The 18,521-nt window shown below is 41.7% G+C and carries 17 protein-coding genes and 1 pseudogene; 6 read left to right on the top strand and 12 right to left on the bottom strand.

The annotated features are described in order from the left end of the window. Positions 1–224: 224 nt before the first annotated feature. The gene (locus ACT8YW_RS01015) at positions 225–1,097 is read left to right on the top strand and encodes an aldose 1-epimerase family protein (RefSeq protein ID WP_444103699.1); all 873 of its coding nucleotides are present in this window, start codon (positions 225–227) and stop codon (positions 1,095–1,097) included. Between the two features lie 71 nt (positions 1,098–1,168). Here ACT8YW_RS01015 and ACT8YW_RS01010 read toward each other — a convergent pair whose 3' ends face one another. Next, on the bottom strand, positions 1,169–3,049 hold the full coding sequence (locus tag ACT8YW_RS01010; RefSeq protein WP_444103698.1) for a GH32 C-terminal domain-containing protein: 1,881 nt from the start codon (positions 3,047–3,049) through the stop codon (positions 1,169–1,171). Between the two features lie 232 nt (positions 3,050–3,281). Here ACT8YW_RS01010 and ACT8YW_RS01005 point away from each other — a divergent pair, with 232 nt between their 5' ends. After that, positions 3,282–4,304 (top strand): helix-turn-helix transcriptional regulator, encoded by a 1,023-nt coding sequence (locus tag ACT8YW_RS01005; protein WP_444103697.1) that lies wholly within the window; start codon positions 3,282–3,284, stop codon positions 4,302–4,304. On the opposite strand, the gene ACT8YW_RS01000 is transcribed toward ACT8YW_RS01005, so the two are convergent. Further along, positions 4,296–5,141, bottom strand: coding sequence for a patatin-like phospholipase family protein (locus tag ACT8YW_RS01000; RefSeq protein ID WP_074637822.1), 846 nt, complete (start codon positions 5,139–5,141; stop codon positions 4,296–4,298). The genes ACT8YW_RS01005 and ACT8YW_RS01000 overlap by 9 nt on opposite strands. Before the next feature lie 225 nt (positions 5,142–5,366). Here ACT8YW_RS01000 and ACT8YW_RS00995 point away from each other — a divergent pair, with 225 nt between their 5' ends. After that, the gene (locus ACT8YW_RS00995; RefSeq protein WP_004307123.1) at positions 5,367–5,894 is read left to right on the top strand and encodes a hypothetical protein; all 528 of its coding nucleotides are present in this window, start codon (positions 5,367–5,369) and stop codon (positions 5,892–5,894) included. Positions 5,895–5,999: 105 nt separating this feature from the next. On the opposite strand, the gene ACT8YW_RS00990 is transcribed toward ACT8YW_RS00995, so the two are convergent. Together ACT8YW_RS00990 and ACT8YW_RS00985 are read right to left on the bottom strand one after the other, a co-directional pair. Further along, positions 6,000–6,329, bottom strand: coding sequence for a DUF4907 domain-containing protein (locus ACT8YW_RS00990; RefSeq protein WP_309574187.1), 330 nt, complete (start codon positions 6,327–6,329; stop codon positions 6,000–6,002). Next, positions 6,310–7,368, bottom strand: coding sequence for a Kelch repeat-containing protein (locus ACT8YW_RS00985; protein WP_008651935.1), 1,059 nt, complete (start codon positions 7,366–7,368; stop codon positions 6,310–6,312). Before ACT8YW_RS00985 ends, ACT8YW_RS00990 begins: the two co-directional genes overlap by 20 nt. A 192-nt stretch (positions 7,369–7,560) precedes the next feature. Between ACT8YW_RS00985 and ACT8YW_RS00980 the strand changes: the two genes are divergently transcribed. From ACT8YW_RS00980 to ACT8YW_RS00970, 3 genes are all read left to right on the top strand, one after another. After that, positions 7,561–8,886 carry a DUF4270 family protein gene (locus tag ACT8YW_RS00980; protein ID WP_444103696.1) on the top strand — a complete coding sequence of 442 codons (1,326 nt, stop codon included), beginning with the start codon at positions 7,561–7,563 and terminating at the stop codon, positions 8,884–8,886. Continuing rightward, on the top strand, positions 8,883–10,088 hold the full coding sequence (locus ACT8YW_RS00975) for a hypothetical protein (RefSeq protein ID WP_004307127.1): 1,206 nt from the start codon (positions 8,883–8,885) through the stop codon (positions 10,086–10,088). The genes ACT8YW_RS00980 and ACT8YW_RS00975 overlap by 4 nt, the downstream gene beginning before the upstream one ends. Before the next feature lie 134 nt (positions 10,089–10,222). After that, positions 10,223–11,407, top strand: coding sequence for a C1 family peptidase (locus ACT8YW_RS00970; protein ID WP_004301007.1), 1,185 nt, complete (start codon positions 10,223–10,225; stop codon positions 11,405–11,407). 4 nt (positions 11,408–11,411) lie between these two features. On the opposite strand, the gene ACT8YW_RS00965 is transcribed toward ACT8YW_RS00970, so the two are convergent. From ACT8YW_RS00965 to ACT8YW_RS00930, 8 genes and pseudogenes are all read right to left on the bottom strand, one after another. Further along, entirely contained in the window at positions 11,412–12,140 is a 729-nt protein-coding gene (locus tag ACT8YW_RS00965; RefSeq protein ID WP_004301008.1) for a LytR/AlgR family response regulator transcription factor, read from the bottom strand. Then, complete coding sequence (locus ACT8YW_RS00960) at positions 12,137–13,351, bottom strand: sensor histidine kinase (protein WP_444103695.1); 1,215 nt, start codon at positions 13,349–13,351, stop codon at positions 12,137–12,139. The genes ACT8YW_RS00965 and ACT8YW_RS00960 overlap by 4 nt, the downstream gene beginning before the upstream one ends. 98 nt (positions 13,352–13,449) lie before the next feature. Beyond that, positions 13,450–14,487 (bottom strand): carbohydrate-binding domain-containing protein, encoded by a 1,038-nt coding sequence (locus tag ACT8YW_RS00955; protein ID WP_444103735.1) that lies wholly within the window; start codon positions 14,485–14,487, stop codon positions 13,450–13,452. Positions 14,488–14,526: 39 nt separating this feature from the next. Continuing rightward, positions 14,527–15,735 (bottom strand): annotated as a pseudogene (locus ACT8YW_RS00950) (DUF2490 domain-containing protein); the annotation flags it as partial. A gap of 4 nt (positions 15,736–15,739) precedes the next feature. Next, a complete protein-coding gene (locus tag ACT8YW_RS00945) occupies positions 15,740–15,913 on the bottom strand; it encodes a DUF4956 domain-containing protein (protein ID WP_444103694.1) in 174 nt (57 codons plus the stop codon). A gap of 41 nt (positions 15,914–15,954) precedes the next feature. After that, positions 15,955–16,095 (bottom strand): hypothetical protein, encoded by a 141-nt coding sequence (locus tag ACT8YW_RS00940; protein ID WP_444103693.1) that lies wholly within the window; start codon positions 16,093–16,095, stop codon positions 15,955–15,957. A gap of 17 nt (positions 16,096–16,112) precedes the next feature. Further along, positions 16,113–16,892, bottom strand: coding sequence for a polyphosphate polymerase domain-containing protein (locus ACT8YW_RS00935; protein WP_444103692.1), 780 nt, complete (start codon positions 16,890–16,892; stop codon positions 16,113–16,115). A gap of 685 nt (positions 16,893–17,577) precedes the next feature. Further along, a complete protein-coding gene (locus tag ACT8YW_RS00930; RefSeq protein ID WP_117683565.1) occupies positions 17,578–18,429 on the bottom strand; it encodes a helix-turn-helix domain-containing protein in 852 nt (283 codons plus the stop codon). Positions 18,430–18,521: the final 92 nt, after the last annotated feature.

The following is an 18,521-nucleotide window of genomic DNA, read 5'->3' as shown; positions in this document are numbered from 1 at the left end:
AAAGAAATGTTTCAAAGGCTGTAACATTTGTTGCATAGAACGCTATTTTATAGGGTTTTATACATTATTTTTCTCATCACAAGAATTATGAAGAAGATATTCTCTAGTCAGTGCGGAAAATATTACCTTTGCGTAGTAATATAAGCTTTTAAAAAGTAGTTATTATTAAAACGATTAATAAAAAAAGTCAGTTACCGATTGTAACCAACTGAAAATTGAACGATATGAAAACAATCTCCAACGAACAACTTACCATTCAAGTATCTCCTCATGGAGCTGAACTTTGCAGTATCTTTGCCAATGGAAAAGAATATCTGTGGCAAGCGGATCCTGCTTTTTGGAAACGTCACTCTCCTGTCCTATTCCCTATTGTCGGAAGTGTATGGGAAAATGAATATCGCAATGAAGGAATTCCTTATACGCTTACCCAACATGGATTTGCCCGCGACATGGAATTTACGCTTGTTTCTGAAAAAAAAGATGAAATACATTACCGCCTTATCAGTAATGGAGAGACTTTGCAGAAATATCCGTTTCCATTCTGTCTGGAAATAGGTTATCGCATTCAGGGAAAGCAGATTGAGGTGATATGGAAAGTAAAGAATACCGGCGACAAAGAAATGCATTTTCAGATTGGAGCACATCCTGCTTTCTACTGGCCGGAGTTTGATGCGAACAGTTTAGAAAGAGGGTTCTTCGGATTCGACAGGAAAGACGGTTTGAAATATATTCTTATTTCTGAAAAGGGATGCGCTGATCCTTCTGTTGAGTATTCCTTAGAGATGACAGACGGATTGTTTCCATTGGATACTCATACTTTTGATAAAGATGCTTTGATCCTGGAAAATGAACAGGTTCGCAAAGTTACCTTATATAATAAAGAGAAACGGGCTTATTTAAGTTTACACTTTAATGCTCCGGTAGTCGGTCTTTGGTCGCCACCTACAAAGAATGCTCCTTTTGTCTGCATCGAGCCTTGGTATGGACGTTGCGACCGTGCACACTATACTGGTGAATATAAAGATAAGGACTGGATGCAACATTTGCAACCAAGTGAGATATTCCAAGGAGGATACACGATTGAAATTAATGAGTAATCAATAAAGTAGCTGCCAGATTTCACATCTGACAGCTACCAACACCTAATTCTAATCTACAAAAACCTAACTTATAAACCTAACCGATACACATTGAATGAATTGACATTAAACGTACCTCCCTTGCTATAAAAACACATACGGTTGTATGGTTCCGACGGAAAAATGAGATTGGTCATTGCTATCTTTCCTCCGTTCAGGAATATTTCTACAGAACATTTATCAACAAAAACATCCAAAGCATATTTATTTTCTTTCTTTATCGGTGCCCAGGTAGCTAATGCGAAATCATCGATATAATTGATGGAAGTCGTCTTTCTGCGATCATGTGCTTCTATTTCATGAGGTACGCTGTTCTTTCCGAAATCTACGATACCGCTTTTCGTCCGGTCCATTACTAGTTTCTTTTCCGGAAGATTGAAATAGATGTCCACCTTTTCACCTTTATCATTAAAGAGACTGAATCCCATAATTTCTGCTTCGCCGGTAGTAATCTCCAATGCTAATTCATAAGCTCCGTCATTATCAGCCAATAAAGAATCAATATGATAATCATTCACAACCGTAAATGCAGCAATCTCTTTACTTTCTTTTCGTAAAGCTTTTATCTCTGTTACCGGAGCTGCCGAAAGATAGAGTTCGCCATCCTGCGTATAAAGCCCCAACTCGCGCGGCAACGCATTGGCACTACGGAACTGTTTTGTCGGAACGATATTGCAATATTGCCAATTACTCATCCAAGGTACAGCAATCACACGATCACCGGTATTCGAGAAACAAACGGTGGCATAGTGATCTTTGCCCCAATCCAACCATTTCGTGACATTTGGCTGATTGTCACAAATAAATTTCGTTCCATCAAAGTCTCCTACAAAATATTGAGTTGCGCTACCACCAAAATAGCACCCCGGATTTACATTCACTATCAACGCCCATTTCTTGCGGTTCGCATCTCCATTTACCGGAAGTTCCACCATGTCCGGACATTCAAACTGACAAGGTTGCACTCCGTACCCTTCTCCGAAACTGCTCATATAATTCCAGTCTTTCAAATTCTTAGAATCATAGAAACGCATTTCTTTATCAGCAGAAACAATCATCACCCATTTATCTTCCGGTTCATATCGGAAAACTTTCGGGTCACGGAAATCTTTCAAACCGCCAGAAGGGCGCAGGACAGGATTATTTTCATATTTCGTAAAGGTGCGACCGTTGTCATTACTGTAGGCCAGACATTGAATCTGCCCATTCTTATCACTGGCAGAAGTGTAAAAAGCCAGGATAGAGCCTTCCCCATAACCGGCTGTATTCTCTTGGTCGACAATAGAACTTCCGGAAAAGATATGCCCCAATGTATCGCGGGCAATGGCAGGAGCCAGATGCTCCCAATGCATAAGGTCTTTACTGATAGAATGTCCCCAATGCATATTTCCCCATTTGGAGCCATAAGGATTATATTGATAATACAAATGATATTCTCCATCTTTATACACCAATCCGTTAGCATCATTCATCCAGCCATAGAGGGGAGTATGGTGATAAACAGGACGAAACTTTTCCGTATTGGTTGTATCAAACGTATCGGATAACTTAATTTCTTTCCAGCAAAGTGCATCCTTTGATTTATTACGAACACGTACGGTTGCAGTCTTCGCTCCAACAGGTAAAGCAAATGGAACGAAATAGTCCACTTGGCTCTGTGCCAGACGAATATCCATATCAGTATCCGTAGCCATTCCTGTATCCAGGAGAACCTGACTTTCGGCAGCTTCCTCTTCTATAGGCAGCAATATATAATGAGTCGGGTTGGTGATATGGATGGTAGTCAGGCTATCGCCCTCCTGTTCCAAAGTAAACTTGCTTTTACTTGTATGGCAATAAGTCAGCCCGTAAGAGACTGCTAAAGCAAGTACTGCACCTCTACATAGTTTCATCCAAGGGTTTGTTTTCATAGCAATAAAGTATTCCTAGTTTATATAAGCATTTAATTAAAAAGATGCTGGCAAAGATAAGGCGTATCTTCACTAGCGTCTATAAACATTGTTTCATAGGGTATCAAATTTGATACAAATCTTAAAAATATTCTTTCTATCAGGCAAGAAGAGTCGAATAAAGACCGATAACCTCTTTGTTTTCCTGAATTAATTTTTCTACTTTTGAAGCAAATCTTTATTCTTCTACTTTATGCCAGCAAATAGAAATGCCTTAATCCGCTATAAAACGATTGATAACTGTCTGCGTAATCCGTATCGACGCTGGACGTTGGAAGACTTGGTAGACGCCTGTTCGGATGCTCTTTATGAATATGAAGGTATTGATAAAGGGATAAGCAAACGGACGGTACAAATGGATATACAGATGATGCGTAGCGAAAAGTTAGGTTATAATGCTCCGATTGTGGTGTACGAGAATAAATACTATAAATATGAAAATCCCGAATACAGTATCACACAAACCCCACTGAACGAACAAGACCTGAAAATGATGTCGGAAGCAGTGGAAGTGTTGCGACAATTTAAGGGTTTTTCCTATTTCACGGAAATGAGCGAGATTATCAATCGCCTGGAAGATCATGTTGCTTCTGCCCGAATGAAAACTACTCCTGTCATTGACTTTGAAAAGAATGAATCACTGAAAGGACTGGATTATCTGGATACCATCTATCATGCCATTGTGAACGAGCACCCGATACAACTCAAATATCGTTCGTTCAAAGCACGTTCGGCAAACAGCTTTATTTTCTATCCTTATCTATTAAAAGAATATCGCAACCGGTGGTTCGTTTATGGAGTCAGAGGAAACGGACGAATATTGCAAAATTTAGCTTTGGACAGAATACAATCATTGGAAGTTCTGCCACAAGAACACTATATCAAAAATACATTCTTCGATCCGAATACGTTCTTCGACGACTTGGTAGGTGTCACCAAAAACTCCGGAAGCGTAGCAGAGAAAGTTGGTTTCAAAGTAGCGGCAGCCGAAGCACCTTACATCATAACCAAGCCTATACATCGCAGTCAACAACTGGTGGAAAGGCTACCCGACGGAAGCGTCATACTGGAAATTGAAGTCGTAATCAACCACGAGCTAGAACGGGTATTCTTCGGATATGTCGACGGAATAGAAATTCTTTATCCCAAGACATTGGTAGAATTAATGAGTCGGAAATTGGAAAAGGCTGCCAAGCAATATACAAAGTCAAAATGAAAATAAAGCTTTCGCACATTCGTACCCTTCCTTATAAAACTCTGTCAGCTTTTGCACATCTTTCTCTATACGGTCTACAGCTACAGGTTTCAAAGGACGGATAACGACAATCTTTCCCTCATCCTCCATGCGTTCCACCATTTCCAGCTGTTCATTATAAACAGCACACCGGCAACTTAACGCTTCACGCAACTTCGGATATTTCCGGTATACAAACGAAGGTATACGAATATCTTTCGAATCTTTCCGATATCCCCGGTTACGGGTAAGTACCACGACATTTCTCGTACAGCCATCCGCAATAGCTCTTTGCAGAGGAATGGAATCTACGATTCCCCCATCAAGCATAGGAATCTCATCCACATAAGTGATAGGACACACAAAAGGGAGACTGCTGGATGCACGGACAATATCGATCACCCTGCGCCTGTCTTTTTTCTCTTCGAAATAATTGGCTTCTCCCGTAATGCAATTAGTAGTCACCATCACGAAACGTTCCGGTGAAGCAAAATATGTTTCATAATCATAAGGAAGAATGTGTTCGGGGAACTCATTGAACAATAGATCGAAATCCAAAATATTACGCTTTTTGAGCAAATGTTTCAGACCGATATAATTGTACTTCTCCAATAAGTCGATATTGCTGTACTTGGCACGTCCCCGTTGCCGTGATGCATACGACAATCCGTTGCACGCACCGGCAGACACTCCTATCGCATAGGGAAACCGGATATCATGATCCATAAAATAATCAAGTACGCCGCAGGTGAATACTCCACGCATTCCCCCGCCTTCCAACACTAAACCGGTAGATCCATCTATCTGTAAGTTCTTCATTTTTTCTCCTATCTTCTAATTTCCATTCTCTTTTATACATGCTCTCTCTGTATTTACTATTCATGCATATTTATAACAAAAACAAACGGAAAAGGTAGTTCATTCAGCAAAAATAGTAAATATTTCAACAAAATCTTGTTTTTTTGCTTCAATCTATGTAACTTTAGGCTAACTTAATTGTTTAAGGAGGAAAAAATTAAAAAGTCCTGCCCGCAGGCAAGCACCATGAGAATACAGTTTGAGATTAAAGAAAATTTGCCGGAAATTATCGAAGAAATCTTACACTCTGATAAGTGGCAAACTTCCGTGAAGGAAGAACTTAGCGGTCGGACGACCGTTGTGATCCGTGACCAAGCGTATGGTTCAGAAGCTACCATTGAAATTTATGCTACATCTATTGAAATCAAAACTGCCTGGTCTAAGTACTCCTATCGTATATTTGTAGCCAACGATATCGTATGGTGCGAATATAACGGTGCCTATCGTGGTCTGTTGGAACAAGTGCTCCTACCTACTATCACTCCTAAAGAAAACCTGCTCAATTCTGACGTAACTGAAAGTTCGCTTTATGGAAATGAGCATAAGAAATTGAGGGAGTATGCAGAAGATAATTTGAAACTGAAACAATTCCGCCGGGAAAACTTCAATGAGCAGAAGAATGGAACCGCACCATTCGATCATCCCAAGCGGGTGTATGATGAGTTTATCAAAGAAGATTATGTAGTTGCACCCAAAGAAGAAGAGAAGAAATAATCTGTACTTAATGCTTTAGTTTGTGCCATCGTATTGGCACAACAGTACCACCATGTTGACACTATCGTGCCAATGAGGTGGCATGACTGTGCCAACATGGTGGCATTAATACACTACTCCCAAGTTATCTAGGTCAGCCTTTGATATGGCAAATTCATTTCCGGCTTTAATCCGTTCCAGCACTAAATTTCCGATACATTGGGCATCCTGCACCGATTGAAAAGGCCTTTTCCCGGATACAACCGGGATAAAAGGCTGAACGATTATCAAACGCTCTCTCTCATAAATCTTATAACCGTATCCACTACCTTCAATCTGGGTTACTTCCAGCCGATATATGTTTATCGAATGCATATACCCATATATGATTCCCACTAAAAGCAGCAAGACAAAGCAACTAATACCTATTGTTTTTTTATTTCTCTTCATATTCATAAGGCTTCAACTCCCAAGTATCATCGTAATAATAAGTAGAAGCTCCTCCCGTAGCTATAATTCCCCGTTTTCCAGTAGAAAAGCATACGGCTTTCGAGCGTGTACTTCCTTCGAAATCTGTCAAATCTTCCCCATCCCAGAGGTCTGTCAGAGGATCGTAAATCCAATAATTGGAACGATAACTACCACCAGCAGTCTGCCCCGCAGCAATGTATCCTTTACCGTCGATCACGAAAGCACAAGCATAAGAACGGACGATAGAAGTGTAATCGTCGTCATAATCATCATCACTCTTATCGTAAAGTTCGCGCAATTCTTTCCAAGTACCCGTTGCCGGATTAAAACACCAGAAATCCGTCACATCCGAACCGTTATTTTCACCGCCGCAGATATAAGCTATATCATCTATGACGAAGGCCATACCGCCCATTCTCTTCTGTCCGCCAAATCCACTCATGGCTGTCCATTCTCCTTTATCTCCCACCGACGGGTCGAACTTCCAGAAATCCTTTTGATAATTATCGTTGTAACCTGTACCCAGATACCCATACTGACCAATGCCGAAAGAAAGCGCATAATACCGTTTACCATAGATATTAGTCCCATCAGTTCCATCCGGAATAGAAGCCATCTCCTTCCAGGAATTCGTGGCAGGATCATACTGCCAGCAATCATTCAGATAATCCTTTTTTGTCGCATCGTAACCGGTAGCAATATATCCTTTGGTACCTACTGCAAAACCTGTAGCTGCATTCCGGGCTGGAGCTGCATCGGGCATTGATGTACACTGTGTCCACGAATTAGCCTCAATGTCATACGCCCAACAATCTTTCAAACGGTCTTTGGTACTCCCCCGGTATCCGGTGCAGAGGTACCCTATGTTACCAATCGTAAAACCAGCTGCGTCCGTACGCGCCACACCATCAAAATCAGAACGGCGATACCACACACCTGCCGTATATTCAGTATCATCCGTACATGCCGCCAATGAAAGCAGCACCACCATCATGCAAAGTAATTTATTCATTTTCGTATTCATAAATATGTCGTTGATTACAACCGCAAATGTAGGCGGCAACGGGCACGCATAAAAAAACTATCGACAAATAAAGACATTCTATCTACCAACAAAATTCAGGTCGACAAATACAGAGATTTAGTCGATAGTTTTTTGGAGGACTGTTTAAAACCTCTTCTTTTGCCGCTACAAAACCAATTTCATTTTTACTACATGAAGTCAATCATACTACTTTTTTCATTCTTTATATCTCTTTCTTTTTTCGCTTGTGTAGACGATTCATCGTCCATAGGAGCGAAATGGGTACAAAGTTCATTCCTCAACGAACAGATGGACACTTGTACGGTATTACTTAGTACAGTATTAAGCGACTCCATAGCCACTTCGGGAGATACGGTTTGTCAGATAGGATACCGTGACGACAACTTATGGGGGAAAATTACCGCTTCTTTTTACGCAGAGTATGAAGTACCTTCCTATTCTTTTGATGAAAACATCCAATATGAGTTCGACTCGATCACCATACGCCTGTATTCTTCGGGCAATTATCTGGGAGATACACTAAAAAACCAACGCATTCATCTGCATGAACTGACAAAGAATATAGAACTGGACGATAGAGGGTACCTATACAACACTACTACTGCCTATTACAACGAAACTCCACTGGCATCTTTCGACTTTCGTCCTACCCCGGGCTCACCGAGCGAGGAACTGGAAATACGATTGCCGGATGCATGGGGAGAAGAATGGTTCAACTTGATGCTGAATGATGGCCGATGGGTACAATCCCAGGATTTCTTCCATGATTATTTCAAGGGAATTGCTTTTATACCCGATGCAAATGACGCTTGTATCAGCGGATTTCAAGTCAACGACTCCAGTATGTGCATCACGGTCTACTATCACCAGATTACGGAAACACTGAACGAAAAAACACTGGTTTTCAATACAAGCAGCACGCTGACTTACAACAAAATAGAACAAGACCGCTCAAACATCCCGATAGCCAACCTGCAAAGTGGGGACGGCAATGAATACTCTTCCGGAAAAAGCGAGCATCAGGTCTACCTGCAGGGAATGACAGGTATGTATGTCACCATCGACTTCCCACATTTAAATAATCTCTGCGAAAAAGGAGAGCTTGTGACTATCGAGAGCGCAACGTTACAGTTATATCCGGTAAAAGGAACTTATGACGGCATGTACCCGTTGCCCAAAAGCCTGGCTCTCTACACCGCCAACAATGAAAATGTGACGCAAAGTGTAATCACCGACCTCACCGGGAGTTCCGTACAAAGCGGAAATCTAGTAGTCGACGAGATGTCTTATGAGGAGACTTATTACTCTTTTGACATCACCTCTTTCCTGCAAACAAACCTGGGAACTACCGGATATGATCGTCAGAAACTACAATTATTTCTTCCGGACAACTTGTTCTATACCACACTTCAAGGCGTTATTTTCGGCGACGGAGAACATACCGCCAATAAAAAGAATACCAAACTTATCATACTTTACAAAACTTATCAACAATGAAAAAGATTTTGTTTTGCCTTCTGGCATTCTATACTCCTGTCTCTATAGTTATTGCACAAAATACAACGAACTCCCCTACTTCCATGTTCGGACTGGGAGAGCTTTCTACCGGGGAAGGCGGGCAATATGCCGGACTGGGCGGCACAGGCATTGCATTGCGAGGAAATAATTTCCTTAACAATGCCAATCCGGCTTCACTCACAGAGTTGACCGAACAACGCTTCCAGATCGATGCCGGTATCATGGGAGCATACCAGATTTATTCGCAACGAGGAGCAAGTAACCGTTCCGTCACCGGAAATCTGAATAACCTAAGTATCGGCTGCCGGATTATGCCACGCTGGTATGGAGCAATTTTCATGGCTCCCGTCAGCAGTGTGGGATATGCCATCACGCTGGATGAAGAAGTGGCAGGCACCAATGGAGGTACTATCTCTTCTCTCTTTCAGGGTGAAGGAGGACTTTCCAAGATGGGTATCAGCACGGCTTACCTTTTCGGAAAAAGATTTTCTGTCGGCACCAATCTTTCTTATGTGACGGGGACCATCACACAAACGGAGACGCAAGGTACTGCCACAGAAGAAACCAGCTCCTACAAACATACTTTTTATGCGGATTTCGGTGTACAGTATAAATGGGCTATAGACCGCGAACGTTCTTTCGTTGCCGGTGCCGTATATGGTTACTCGCAGGATTTTAAACAGGATAATAACTTATACGTTAGTAGCAGTTCGGGAGGAGATGATATTGAAAAAAGCCTGAAACGCTATCGCCAATGTCTTCCTCAATTCTTTGGGCTCGGAGCTTCCTACAACACTCTACGTTGGATGGCAACCATCGACTACAAATATGTGGACTGGAGCCGGATGCAATCTTCCCAATCCAATGTCAGTTTTGAGAATCAACACCGGTTATCAGTCGGTGGAAGATATACATTGGGCAATGTCTATCGTAATCCGGTCAGCATCCTATTGGGAACAGGTATTAATAATTCCTATATCGTCATTCAAAAGAAAAAGGCAACCGAATATTACGTCAGTACCGGACTTAACTTCGGATTGCGCAATAACAACGTCCTTTCTATCGGATTGAAATATAAAGGCCAGATGAAAATTCCTAACGGTATGCAAAAAGAAAACAGCCTTTCCCTGTTCCTGAATATTACTTTCTCCGAGCGAACTTACCGCGCCAAGATACAATAAAATGTCATAAAACGGAAGTCATTAAGATAGCTGTCCATTTGAAAAAAGAGAAAACTTTGTGAAACTCTGTGTTACTCTGTGGTGAAACTTTCCTATATTTGTAGCCAAAACAATTTAATATTAATTTCATAGGAATGAAAAAGACAATCCTTATTGCTGCTTTAGGCCTGTTCAGCCTAAGTGTTATGGCACAAGATGCAAAACCTGAAGAAGGTTTTGTTTTCACGACAGTGAAAGAAAATCCGATAACTTCTATCAAGAACCAAAATCGTTCGAGTACTTGCTGGAGTTTCTCAACTCTCGGATTTGTTGAATCAGAACTACTTCGTTTAGGTAAAGGTGAATACGACCTGTCTGAAATGTTTGTTGTACACAAAACGATGCAGGATCGCGGAGTAAACTATGTACGTTATCACGGTGACAGTTCTTTCTCTCCGGGTGGAAGTTTTTATGATGTAATGTATTGCATCAAGAATTATGGTATCGTTCCGCAAGAAGTGATGCCGGGTATTATGTATGGTGATACGCTGCCGGTACATAATGAGCTGGATGCTGTTGCTTCCGGTTATATCAATGCGATTGCAAAAGGTAAATTAAGCAAACTGACTCCGGTATGGAAAAACGGACTAAGTGCCATTTATGACACTTACCTAGGAGCATGTCCGGAGAAGTTCACCTACAAAGGCAAAGAATATACTCCGAAGACTTTTGCCGAATCACTGGGATTGAACTATAACGACTATGTATCACTGACTTCTTATACACACCATCCGTTCTATTCTCAATTCGCCATCGAAATTCAGGATAACTGGCGTAATGGTCTGTCTTACAACCTGCCTATCGAAGAACTGATGGCTGTTATGGACAATGCTGTAAAGAAAGGCTATACCTTTGCATGGGGTAGCGATGTCAGCGAACAAGGATTCTCACGTGACGGTATCGCCGTAATGCCAGATGCAGCCAAAGAATCTGAACTGTCCGGTTCAGACATGGCCCGTTGGACAGGACTGACTGCCGCCGACAAACGCAGAGAACTATTCACCAAACCTTTCCCTGAAAAGGATATTACCCAGGAAATGCGTCAAGTTGCTTTTGACAACTGGGAAACAACAGACGACCACGGAATGGTAATCTACGGCATCGCTAAAGACCAGAACGGAAAAGAATACTTCATGGTGAAAAACTCTTGGGGTAAATCAGGCAAATATGATGGTATCTGGTATGCTTCCAAAGCATTCGTTGCCTACAAGACAATGAATATCCTGGTGCATAAAGATGCACTTCCTAAAGAAATTGCCAAAAAACTGGGAATTAAATAATTATTTAAGAAAGGCTTAATTTCCCAATGTATTCCGTAAATTTCTCCTTATAATTATCACCGACAGGAATATAAGTATTCTTATCAAAGATAATGCGAAGACGGGAAACTTCGGTAATCTTGCGAAGATTGACAATATAAGAACGGTGGACCCGCATGAAATGCGTGGGAAGCCGTTCTTCCATTTTCTGGAGGCTGGCAAGAGTTATAACCGGCTTGTCCTCTCCTTCCACAAAGATACGCACATACTCACTCATCCCCTCAATATAGCGGATATTCTTCACATCGATGCGAACCACTCTGTAATCGCTCTTCACGAATAATGAATCTCCTTTTATCTGCGAAGCATTTCCTATTTCACCCTGTTGTTCCAACAAACGATATTCAAATTGCCTGCGGGCTTTATCCGCCGCTTTCAATAAATCCTGGAATTCAAACGGTTTCAGCAAATAATCTACAGCATCCAGTTTGAAACCCTCTACCGCATATTCAGAATAAGCAGTAGTGAAAATTACCAACGGACGGTTCACCAAAGAACGTATGAAATCCAATCCGTTCAAATCGGGCATATTAATATCCACAAAGATCAGATCAACCTCCTCTTCGGACAATATCTTCATTGCCTCGAACGCATCCTGGCATGACTTTACCAAAGACAAAAAAGGTACCTGGGATATATAATCCGACAACTGCGTTAATGCTAACGGCTCATCATCTATTGCTATACATTTCATTCTAATAAAGGTATAATAAGTAAGACATCAAATTTATGTTCCTCTTCGGTAATGGAAAGCGTATAATCATTGCCAAATAAAAGTCTCAACCGCTTACGGATATTCTCGAGTCCGATGCCATGATGCTGTTCGTCAGCCGAACCATTATTGCTGTTGGAACAACGGAATGAAAGCCGGTTGCCCTCATCCAACTGCATCAAGACATGAATAAAAGACTCGCTCCGATAACTGACTCCATGCTTAAAAGCATTTTCCACAAAAGAGACAAAAAGCAAAGGAGGAATCTGCACTTCGGGCACTTCGGCCGGAAAATCCATCTGAATAGACACTTTGTTGGTATAGCGCAAACTCATCAGGGCAATGTAATTTTTAAGAAACTGAACCTCACGTGAAAGCAAAATCGTTTTATTACTCGCTTCATAAAGCACATAACGCATCAGTTTAGAGAGTTCCACAATCGTACTTTTCGCTTTCCCCGTATCAATATCCACCAACGCATGAATATTATTGAGCGTATTCATGAAGAAATGAGGATTAATCTGATATTTCAAATATTGCAGTTCCGAGTGCAAACGTTGATGTTCCAGTTCCTTCAGCATTTCTTCATCACGGAAAGATTTAAAGAAAAGTTTGATGGCGATATTGAATCCTACCATCAAAAAGGCAATAATGAAATGAATGAGATAGCGGAGCACAAAAGGAGGATAAGGAAAAGGAGTCGGTTTTGGAAATCCTCCGAGGCCATTTGGATCTCCCATTCCCCTAGGACGTTGTTCGGGACTGGACTCATTCCAATGTACATCCCCTTCCTCCCTCGCTTTTTCTCTCATCTTAATAATCTGGTCTCTCCGGTTCTCCTTCATACGAAGAGGCAACTCTCCTCGCTTGAAATCTTTGGGGAAATGATTGGCAGAAGGAAACGGAGAAAGCCAACAAATCATTCCTATTACAAAAATCAACGAAACAGTATATTGCCAGTACCTTTTCTTAAAAAGGAAATAGGGAACCAGCCCATAATTGTTTAACAGGAAAAGCACGAAAAAAGGAAGGATACTCAACCATGATTCTCGGATCACCATACGAGTTTCCTCCCGTTCAAGTCCTCCACTCATGGCAAAGTATCCGCCTATCAGCGGAAGAAGAAATATTACGATCCAGATAGCTCCGTAAATACTCTGCTCCAGCACGTGTTGTTTACGCAGTCTTTTCATGCCTCATTGCTTCTGATTATCGAAACAAAGATAAAACCGAACCTGTTTTATCACAAATAGAATCGACCAAAGAACGGATTTCGACGGTAAACTGCTGTTTACCATCCCCATCCACCAGGTCCATGTCCGCCACCTCCACCACCGGGCTGGCCACCGCCAGAAGTGCTGCCGACTTGTGTCACCATCGAACTGGCAGTAAATGTTGCCGCCTGTGTGCCACCGGAATAAGTGGCTCCCGAATATAACCCGAAGAACTCGGAACCACCGGAAACCGTTCCTCCTTTTGAGATAGTATAACTACCGCCCGAGGTCAGATTCGGACTACTGAACAATACCGTCATTTGAGAATAAGCACGGGGAATCTGACAGGTCAGTATGCTGGTTCCGTCAGCCGACTGGATATTCAGTAATTCGCCGTTACTTCCCGAACCGCCATAGATCACAGTGCGTTGCGTACATACACTTGATGTAGGGGTACTTGTTCCTCCTCCAATACCCAGAACAATCCCCCCGGTAATCTTAAAGGTATTCTGATCGCAATCGAATCCGTCTTCGGGAGAAGTAGTACCCGACGATACGATCACTCCCCCCGTAATGGTCAACGTACCATTAGAGTCAATGCCATCATTTCCAGAACTATAACAATAAATATTGCCACCATTAAGAACAATACTGTTACTTGCATTCATACAGTCATCGCAACAAAGCGCGGCAACTGTACCCTCATTGACAGTCAACACACTTTTACTCTCGATACCCTCACTGCCTTCCCCACCGGTAGCCTTCACAAGCACCGTTCCTCCATTGATTGTCAACGCACCGTCCGCTTTGATTCCTTTTGCCGACGAATCGAGCTTGCCATATACACACTGCGTACCGGTAGTTATCACTTTCACCGTGCCGTCATTGATGGTAATCGAACCGTCACAGTTGATACCTTTACCGGCTCCACCTGTACTCTGAATAGCGATTTCCCCTCCTGTAATCAGGATATTTCCGTCACATTTAATTCCTGCACACGAACTTAAATCATTATCTTCATAAAGTGCGGTTTGAGAAGTGAATGCAGTCAGCTTTCCTCCGGAGATAGTCAGGTTACCATCACAGGATATTCCTTTGGAGGCTGATCCCGCCACTTGTGCCTGAATAGCACCGCCACTAATTACCACATCCAGACAGGATTTCAACCCATGCGCTTTATTATCCGTTGTAGAAAGTTTTGCAAAGCCTCCGGTCATCGTAATTCCTCCCTTTTCACACTGAATAGCATCGCTGTCTGAAGATATATTCAGTATTCCACCGCCGATAATCACAGATTCATTGGTATGGATTCCATCTTTTTTGGCCGAAGCTACCGTAATATTACACCCGCTACGGAAACGCACATAATCATCACTTGTGATGGCATGTTTATAATTTCCGGTAACTGTGAGTGAACCGCCCCCACTGAAAATGAGCTGCCCCTCACTGAACAGACAGGCTTTCATATCCTCTCCATCAGTAGTTGCCGTATAAGAATACCCATCTGTCAATATATTCGTTGTTTCATCCACGCATACCACAAACACACGTTTGGAAGACTGGATATTAATGGCAGCACCTACCGAAAACTTAAATGAATATCCTGCACCGATTACATGCCCGTTTGCCTCATTGTCGTCTGCCTTATTCTGATACAGATAATAAAAATCGAGAGCATGTTTCTTACTTAGTTTCCATTCCGTCCCCAATGTCCATCGCAACTTTTCAAAAGCACCGATCTCATTCAACGAATATGAAAGTTCACATGAAGTATAAGGCGTAAAAGCACATTTACGTATATTATATTCCACCTGAAGACAGGAACGAAGCACATTTTTTCCTTTTCCACTGATATATTCATCATTCTTCACACTCCCGTCATTACCATCGAATTTGGGGACCGACTGACTGGGACGATAAGTATATTACCACCGTTCACGAAGGGAAAACGTGAAGCGCCGCCAGTCCACCTTTCCTGTTAATGACAAGTTTACACGATGTTTCGGCTGCCAATATTCGGGAATATAGTTTCCTTTTTTAGTGACTTCCATCGGATGGTAATAATGAATAAACGTATATCCTGCGGACGCTTTCAGCCAACGAAATATCTTATAGGAAACACCTGCCGAACCCGACCAGCGTTCCACCGTCTGCAATCCGTCTCTTGTACGGAATTCACCTTCTAGAGAAGCATCGAAACCGGAGAATATTTTTTTCTTCACTTCCGCACTGGTCCACACGCCGAAATCATCTCCCTGTGCATAACTCTTCCCTGCCATACACAACAATAACAGGCAACCAACCAGGTATCTGCCTGTATCCCAGAGTCTCTTCTTACTTTCTCTACCTGACTTATCTTCCATTTCCTTATTCATTTTCTTTAGGTAAGCGGGTCAACGTATCAATCGTATTTATCTCATCTTTCAGCGGTTCATAGTAGATTTTCAGCATGGCTGTATCCCGTAAAAAATCGATATGTCCCACTTCCACACGAACAATGTCAAGTCCTGTCCGTTCGCGGAGATCGCGCAATAAGTCCAATTCTCTTTCGGGTTTTATCAGTTCTATCCTGTCATATTGAATCAATTTACAGGAGAAAACAGATGAATAATGCAGGATACCACCAGTAAATTGAAGCAGAATCGCAACAACAATTCCAGGAAACCCGCACTATCCATCAATGGTGTTTCTATTAATGTAATATCACTTAGTTCATCAAACATATTATTCAGGCTTTATATTAAATATTCATTAGTTGCTTCTTTGCTATCTTCTGTGCCATTCTCAACTTGGGTTTAAACCGATTATATTTTAAGTTCCCGGCTGTGAGTACGGTTCCCACACAATATTTACTAATTCCCGAAGGCTGCACATGTAGTTCGCGCAGTATTTCACCGATGGGTGAATAAGTTCTCCCGTCGCGCTTCAGTTCTATGATAGCAAGATTTTCCAGTCTTGCTTCTGTTCCGGTTATGAGATGATGGAAATGCACACCGGTATCGATGGTCAGCCGTTCTGTCATTGACTTATTCACCAATGTAATACGATGAAAATGATTTTCCAGTAGAAGTTTCAAGGTAGACAACTCATACCAGGCATAATTGCGAAGAAACTCTTCTCCTCCATCCTGACGCAACGAGTTTACTCCCTGTACCCGGATCCGCTTTTTATCTGTCCGCCCTTTATTATTCTTATTTTTCACTTCCAGGAAAGTCAGACCGGAAGAGACATACGTCCTTACACGGATTTTCTCACGGATCACTCTTCCGTTTTGATGAGCCAGATACATGGCGTAATCGGGAGTATCGAGATAGGTAGTGTGATAAACTATATTCCGCTCTCCCTGCACCTCCTGCACACGATAACGGTTACTTGACCGCTGCAATACGTCCATCAGAGCAGAGAGTGAAACGATATACTTTGTGTCGGTACGGTTCATCAAACGGATGGTACTCATCTCTTCCAAAGAAATGGAGGAGAAAGCGGAAAGTGCGGTGGTTACATTACATGTCTCGTTCATATTCATAGGGGATTAGAGTAGCAAGTGTTACAATACTGTAACAAATGTATGACAGAGAAGCAGAAAAAGGAAAAAAAATCAATGAACGGGGGATTCTTATCGGTGAATCGACTGTATTACAGCAATAAACAGTTCTGTTCTATTTTTAAGATTCTATTATTCAGCAATGGCCATGAATCGAATCAAATAGAAAATAAAATGCATAATTTAGTGCAAGAATATGCACATCACACCCCTTATTATGCATAAATAAAGGATAAACAGACCGTTTTTCATTGTATGAAAACGTCCGTTCTTTTAATGAAAGGTATCCTTGGTCGGTAAGGAACGCATCCTTGCTCACCGACCAAGCCAGCTTTCATCGGTGGGAAAGGATTTTTGGGCTAAAATAAGAGCCATTTCCAAGTTATTTCACTTCAGAATCCATTAATTCTTTATATAGCAAATAGCTATATAATAGGAAAAGAATCATTCATTTACTCCGACTCTGAAAGCAAATAAGTACCAAAAGAATCTTCCATCAGCAAAGCGCTGTCTTTTCGCATTTCCCTGATACACATTTAAGCGATTTTTTATCAACCTCTTGCATACCGGCTCTGATTGACAGCAGGGAGAATGTATAAAACATCCCATTTTTATGTATAGTCCAATTTTAAGTATAGTCCAATTTTAAGCAGACGCAGATTTATTTCTCGCGATATTCCAGCGGAGTCATCTTCACCTTTTTACGGAAGTATTTATTGAAAAAAGAATGATTGTTAAAGCCTAACGAGAAAGCTATTTCTTTCACCGGCAACCGGGTGGTTTTCAATTGGGCCTTCGCATTCATTATAATTATCTCTGTAATGATTGCCAACGGACTGTATCCGGTTGCCCTGCGAATGGCACTTGAGAAATGTGCCGCAGTAACTCCACACTTCTTCGCATAAAACGCCACTTCATGTTCATTGGTATAATGAGCCATCAGCAACTGTATGAACTGCCTGTACAACTCCTGCTCTCTTCGCAAAGGTTCATCGAACTTTTTGCCATAGCGTTTATACAGTTCTTTCGTCCCCTGCAAAAAAATAGCCAGTACGGAACGGATGATCTCTTTATTTTCTAATGAATGTGGGAGTGTATAAGCACGAATCAATAAAAGATATACATTCCGGTATAAGCCGGCAACATCGTCTTGCAGAGAAATGACCGGACTGTTCAATATCATAGGCATAGAGTCCAGCAGGATTTCCACATAATTGCCCGAAAGCATAAAATCGGACGAGAAACCGGCAAAAGAAATACGGGTATCAGACGAAACTTCGTGTATCTGAATGAATGAATTAGGAAGAACAACGATGAAATCATTCTTACGAATGACAATCTCCAGCAAATTAATGGTAGCTCTGACCATCCCTTCCGTACAAAGCACAAAGACACCGGCTTTTATTTTACAGGGGAAATTACCATAGTAGTTTAAGATATCTCCGGTGATACTGTCATCTGCTATAAAGTCAACCGGAAGGTCAAATTTAGGAAAGGATTCGTTCGTTGTCATCGTCAGTTCTTTTTTAGTTTACCAAAAATATCCATTCCATCCGGATTCCGGACAACAAGTTCAAAAATGGTATATTATATCTTACAAATAGA

This window comes from Bacteroides sp. (assembly GCF_052357945.1).
Taxonomy (GTDB): Bacteria; Bacteroidota; Bacteroidia; order Bacteroidales; family Bacteroidaceae; genus Bacteroides.
The sequence above is the reverse complement of the archived record's forward strand: the minus strand, read 5'-3'. Positions and strand labels throughout refer to the sequence as shown.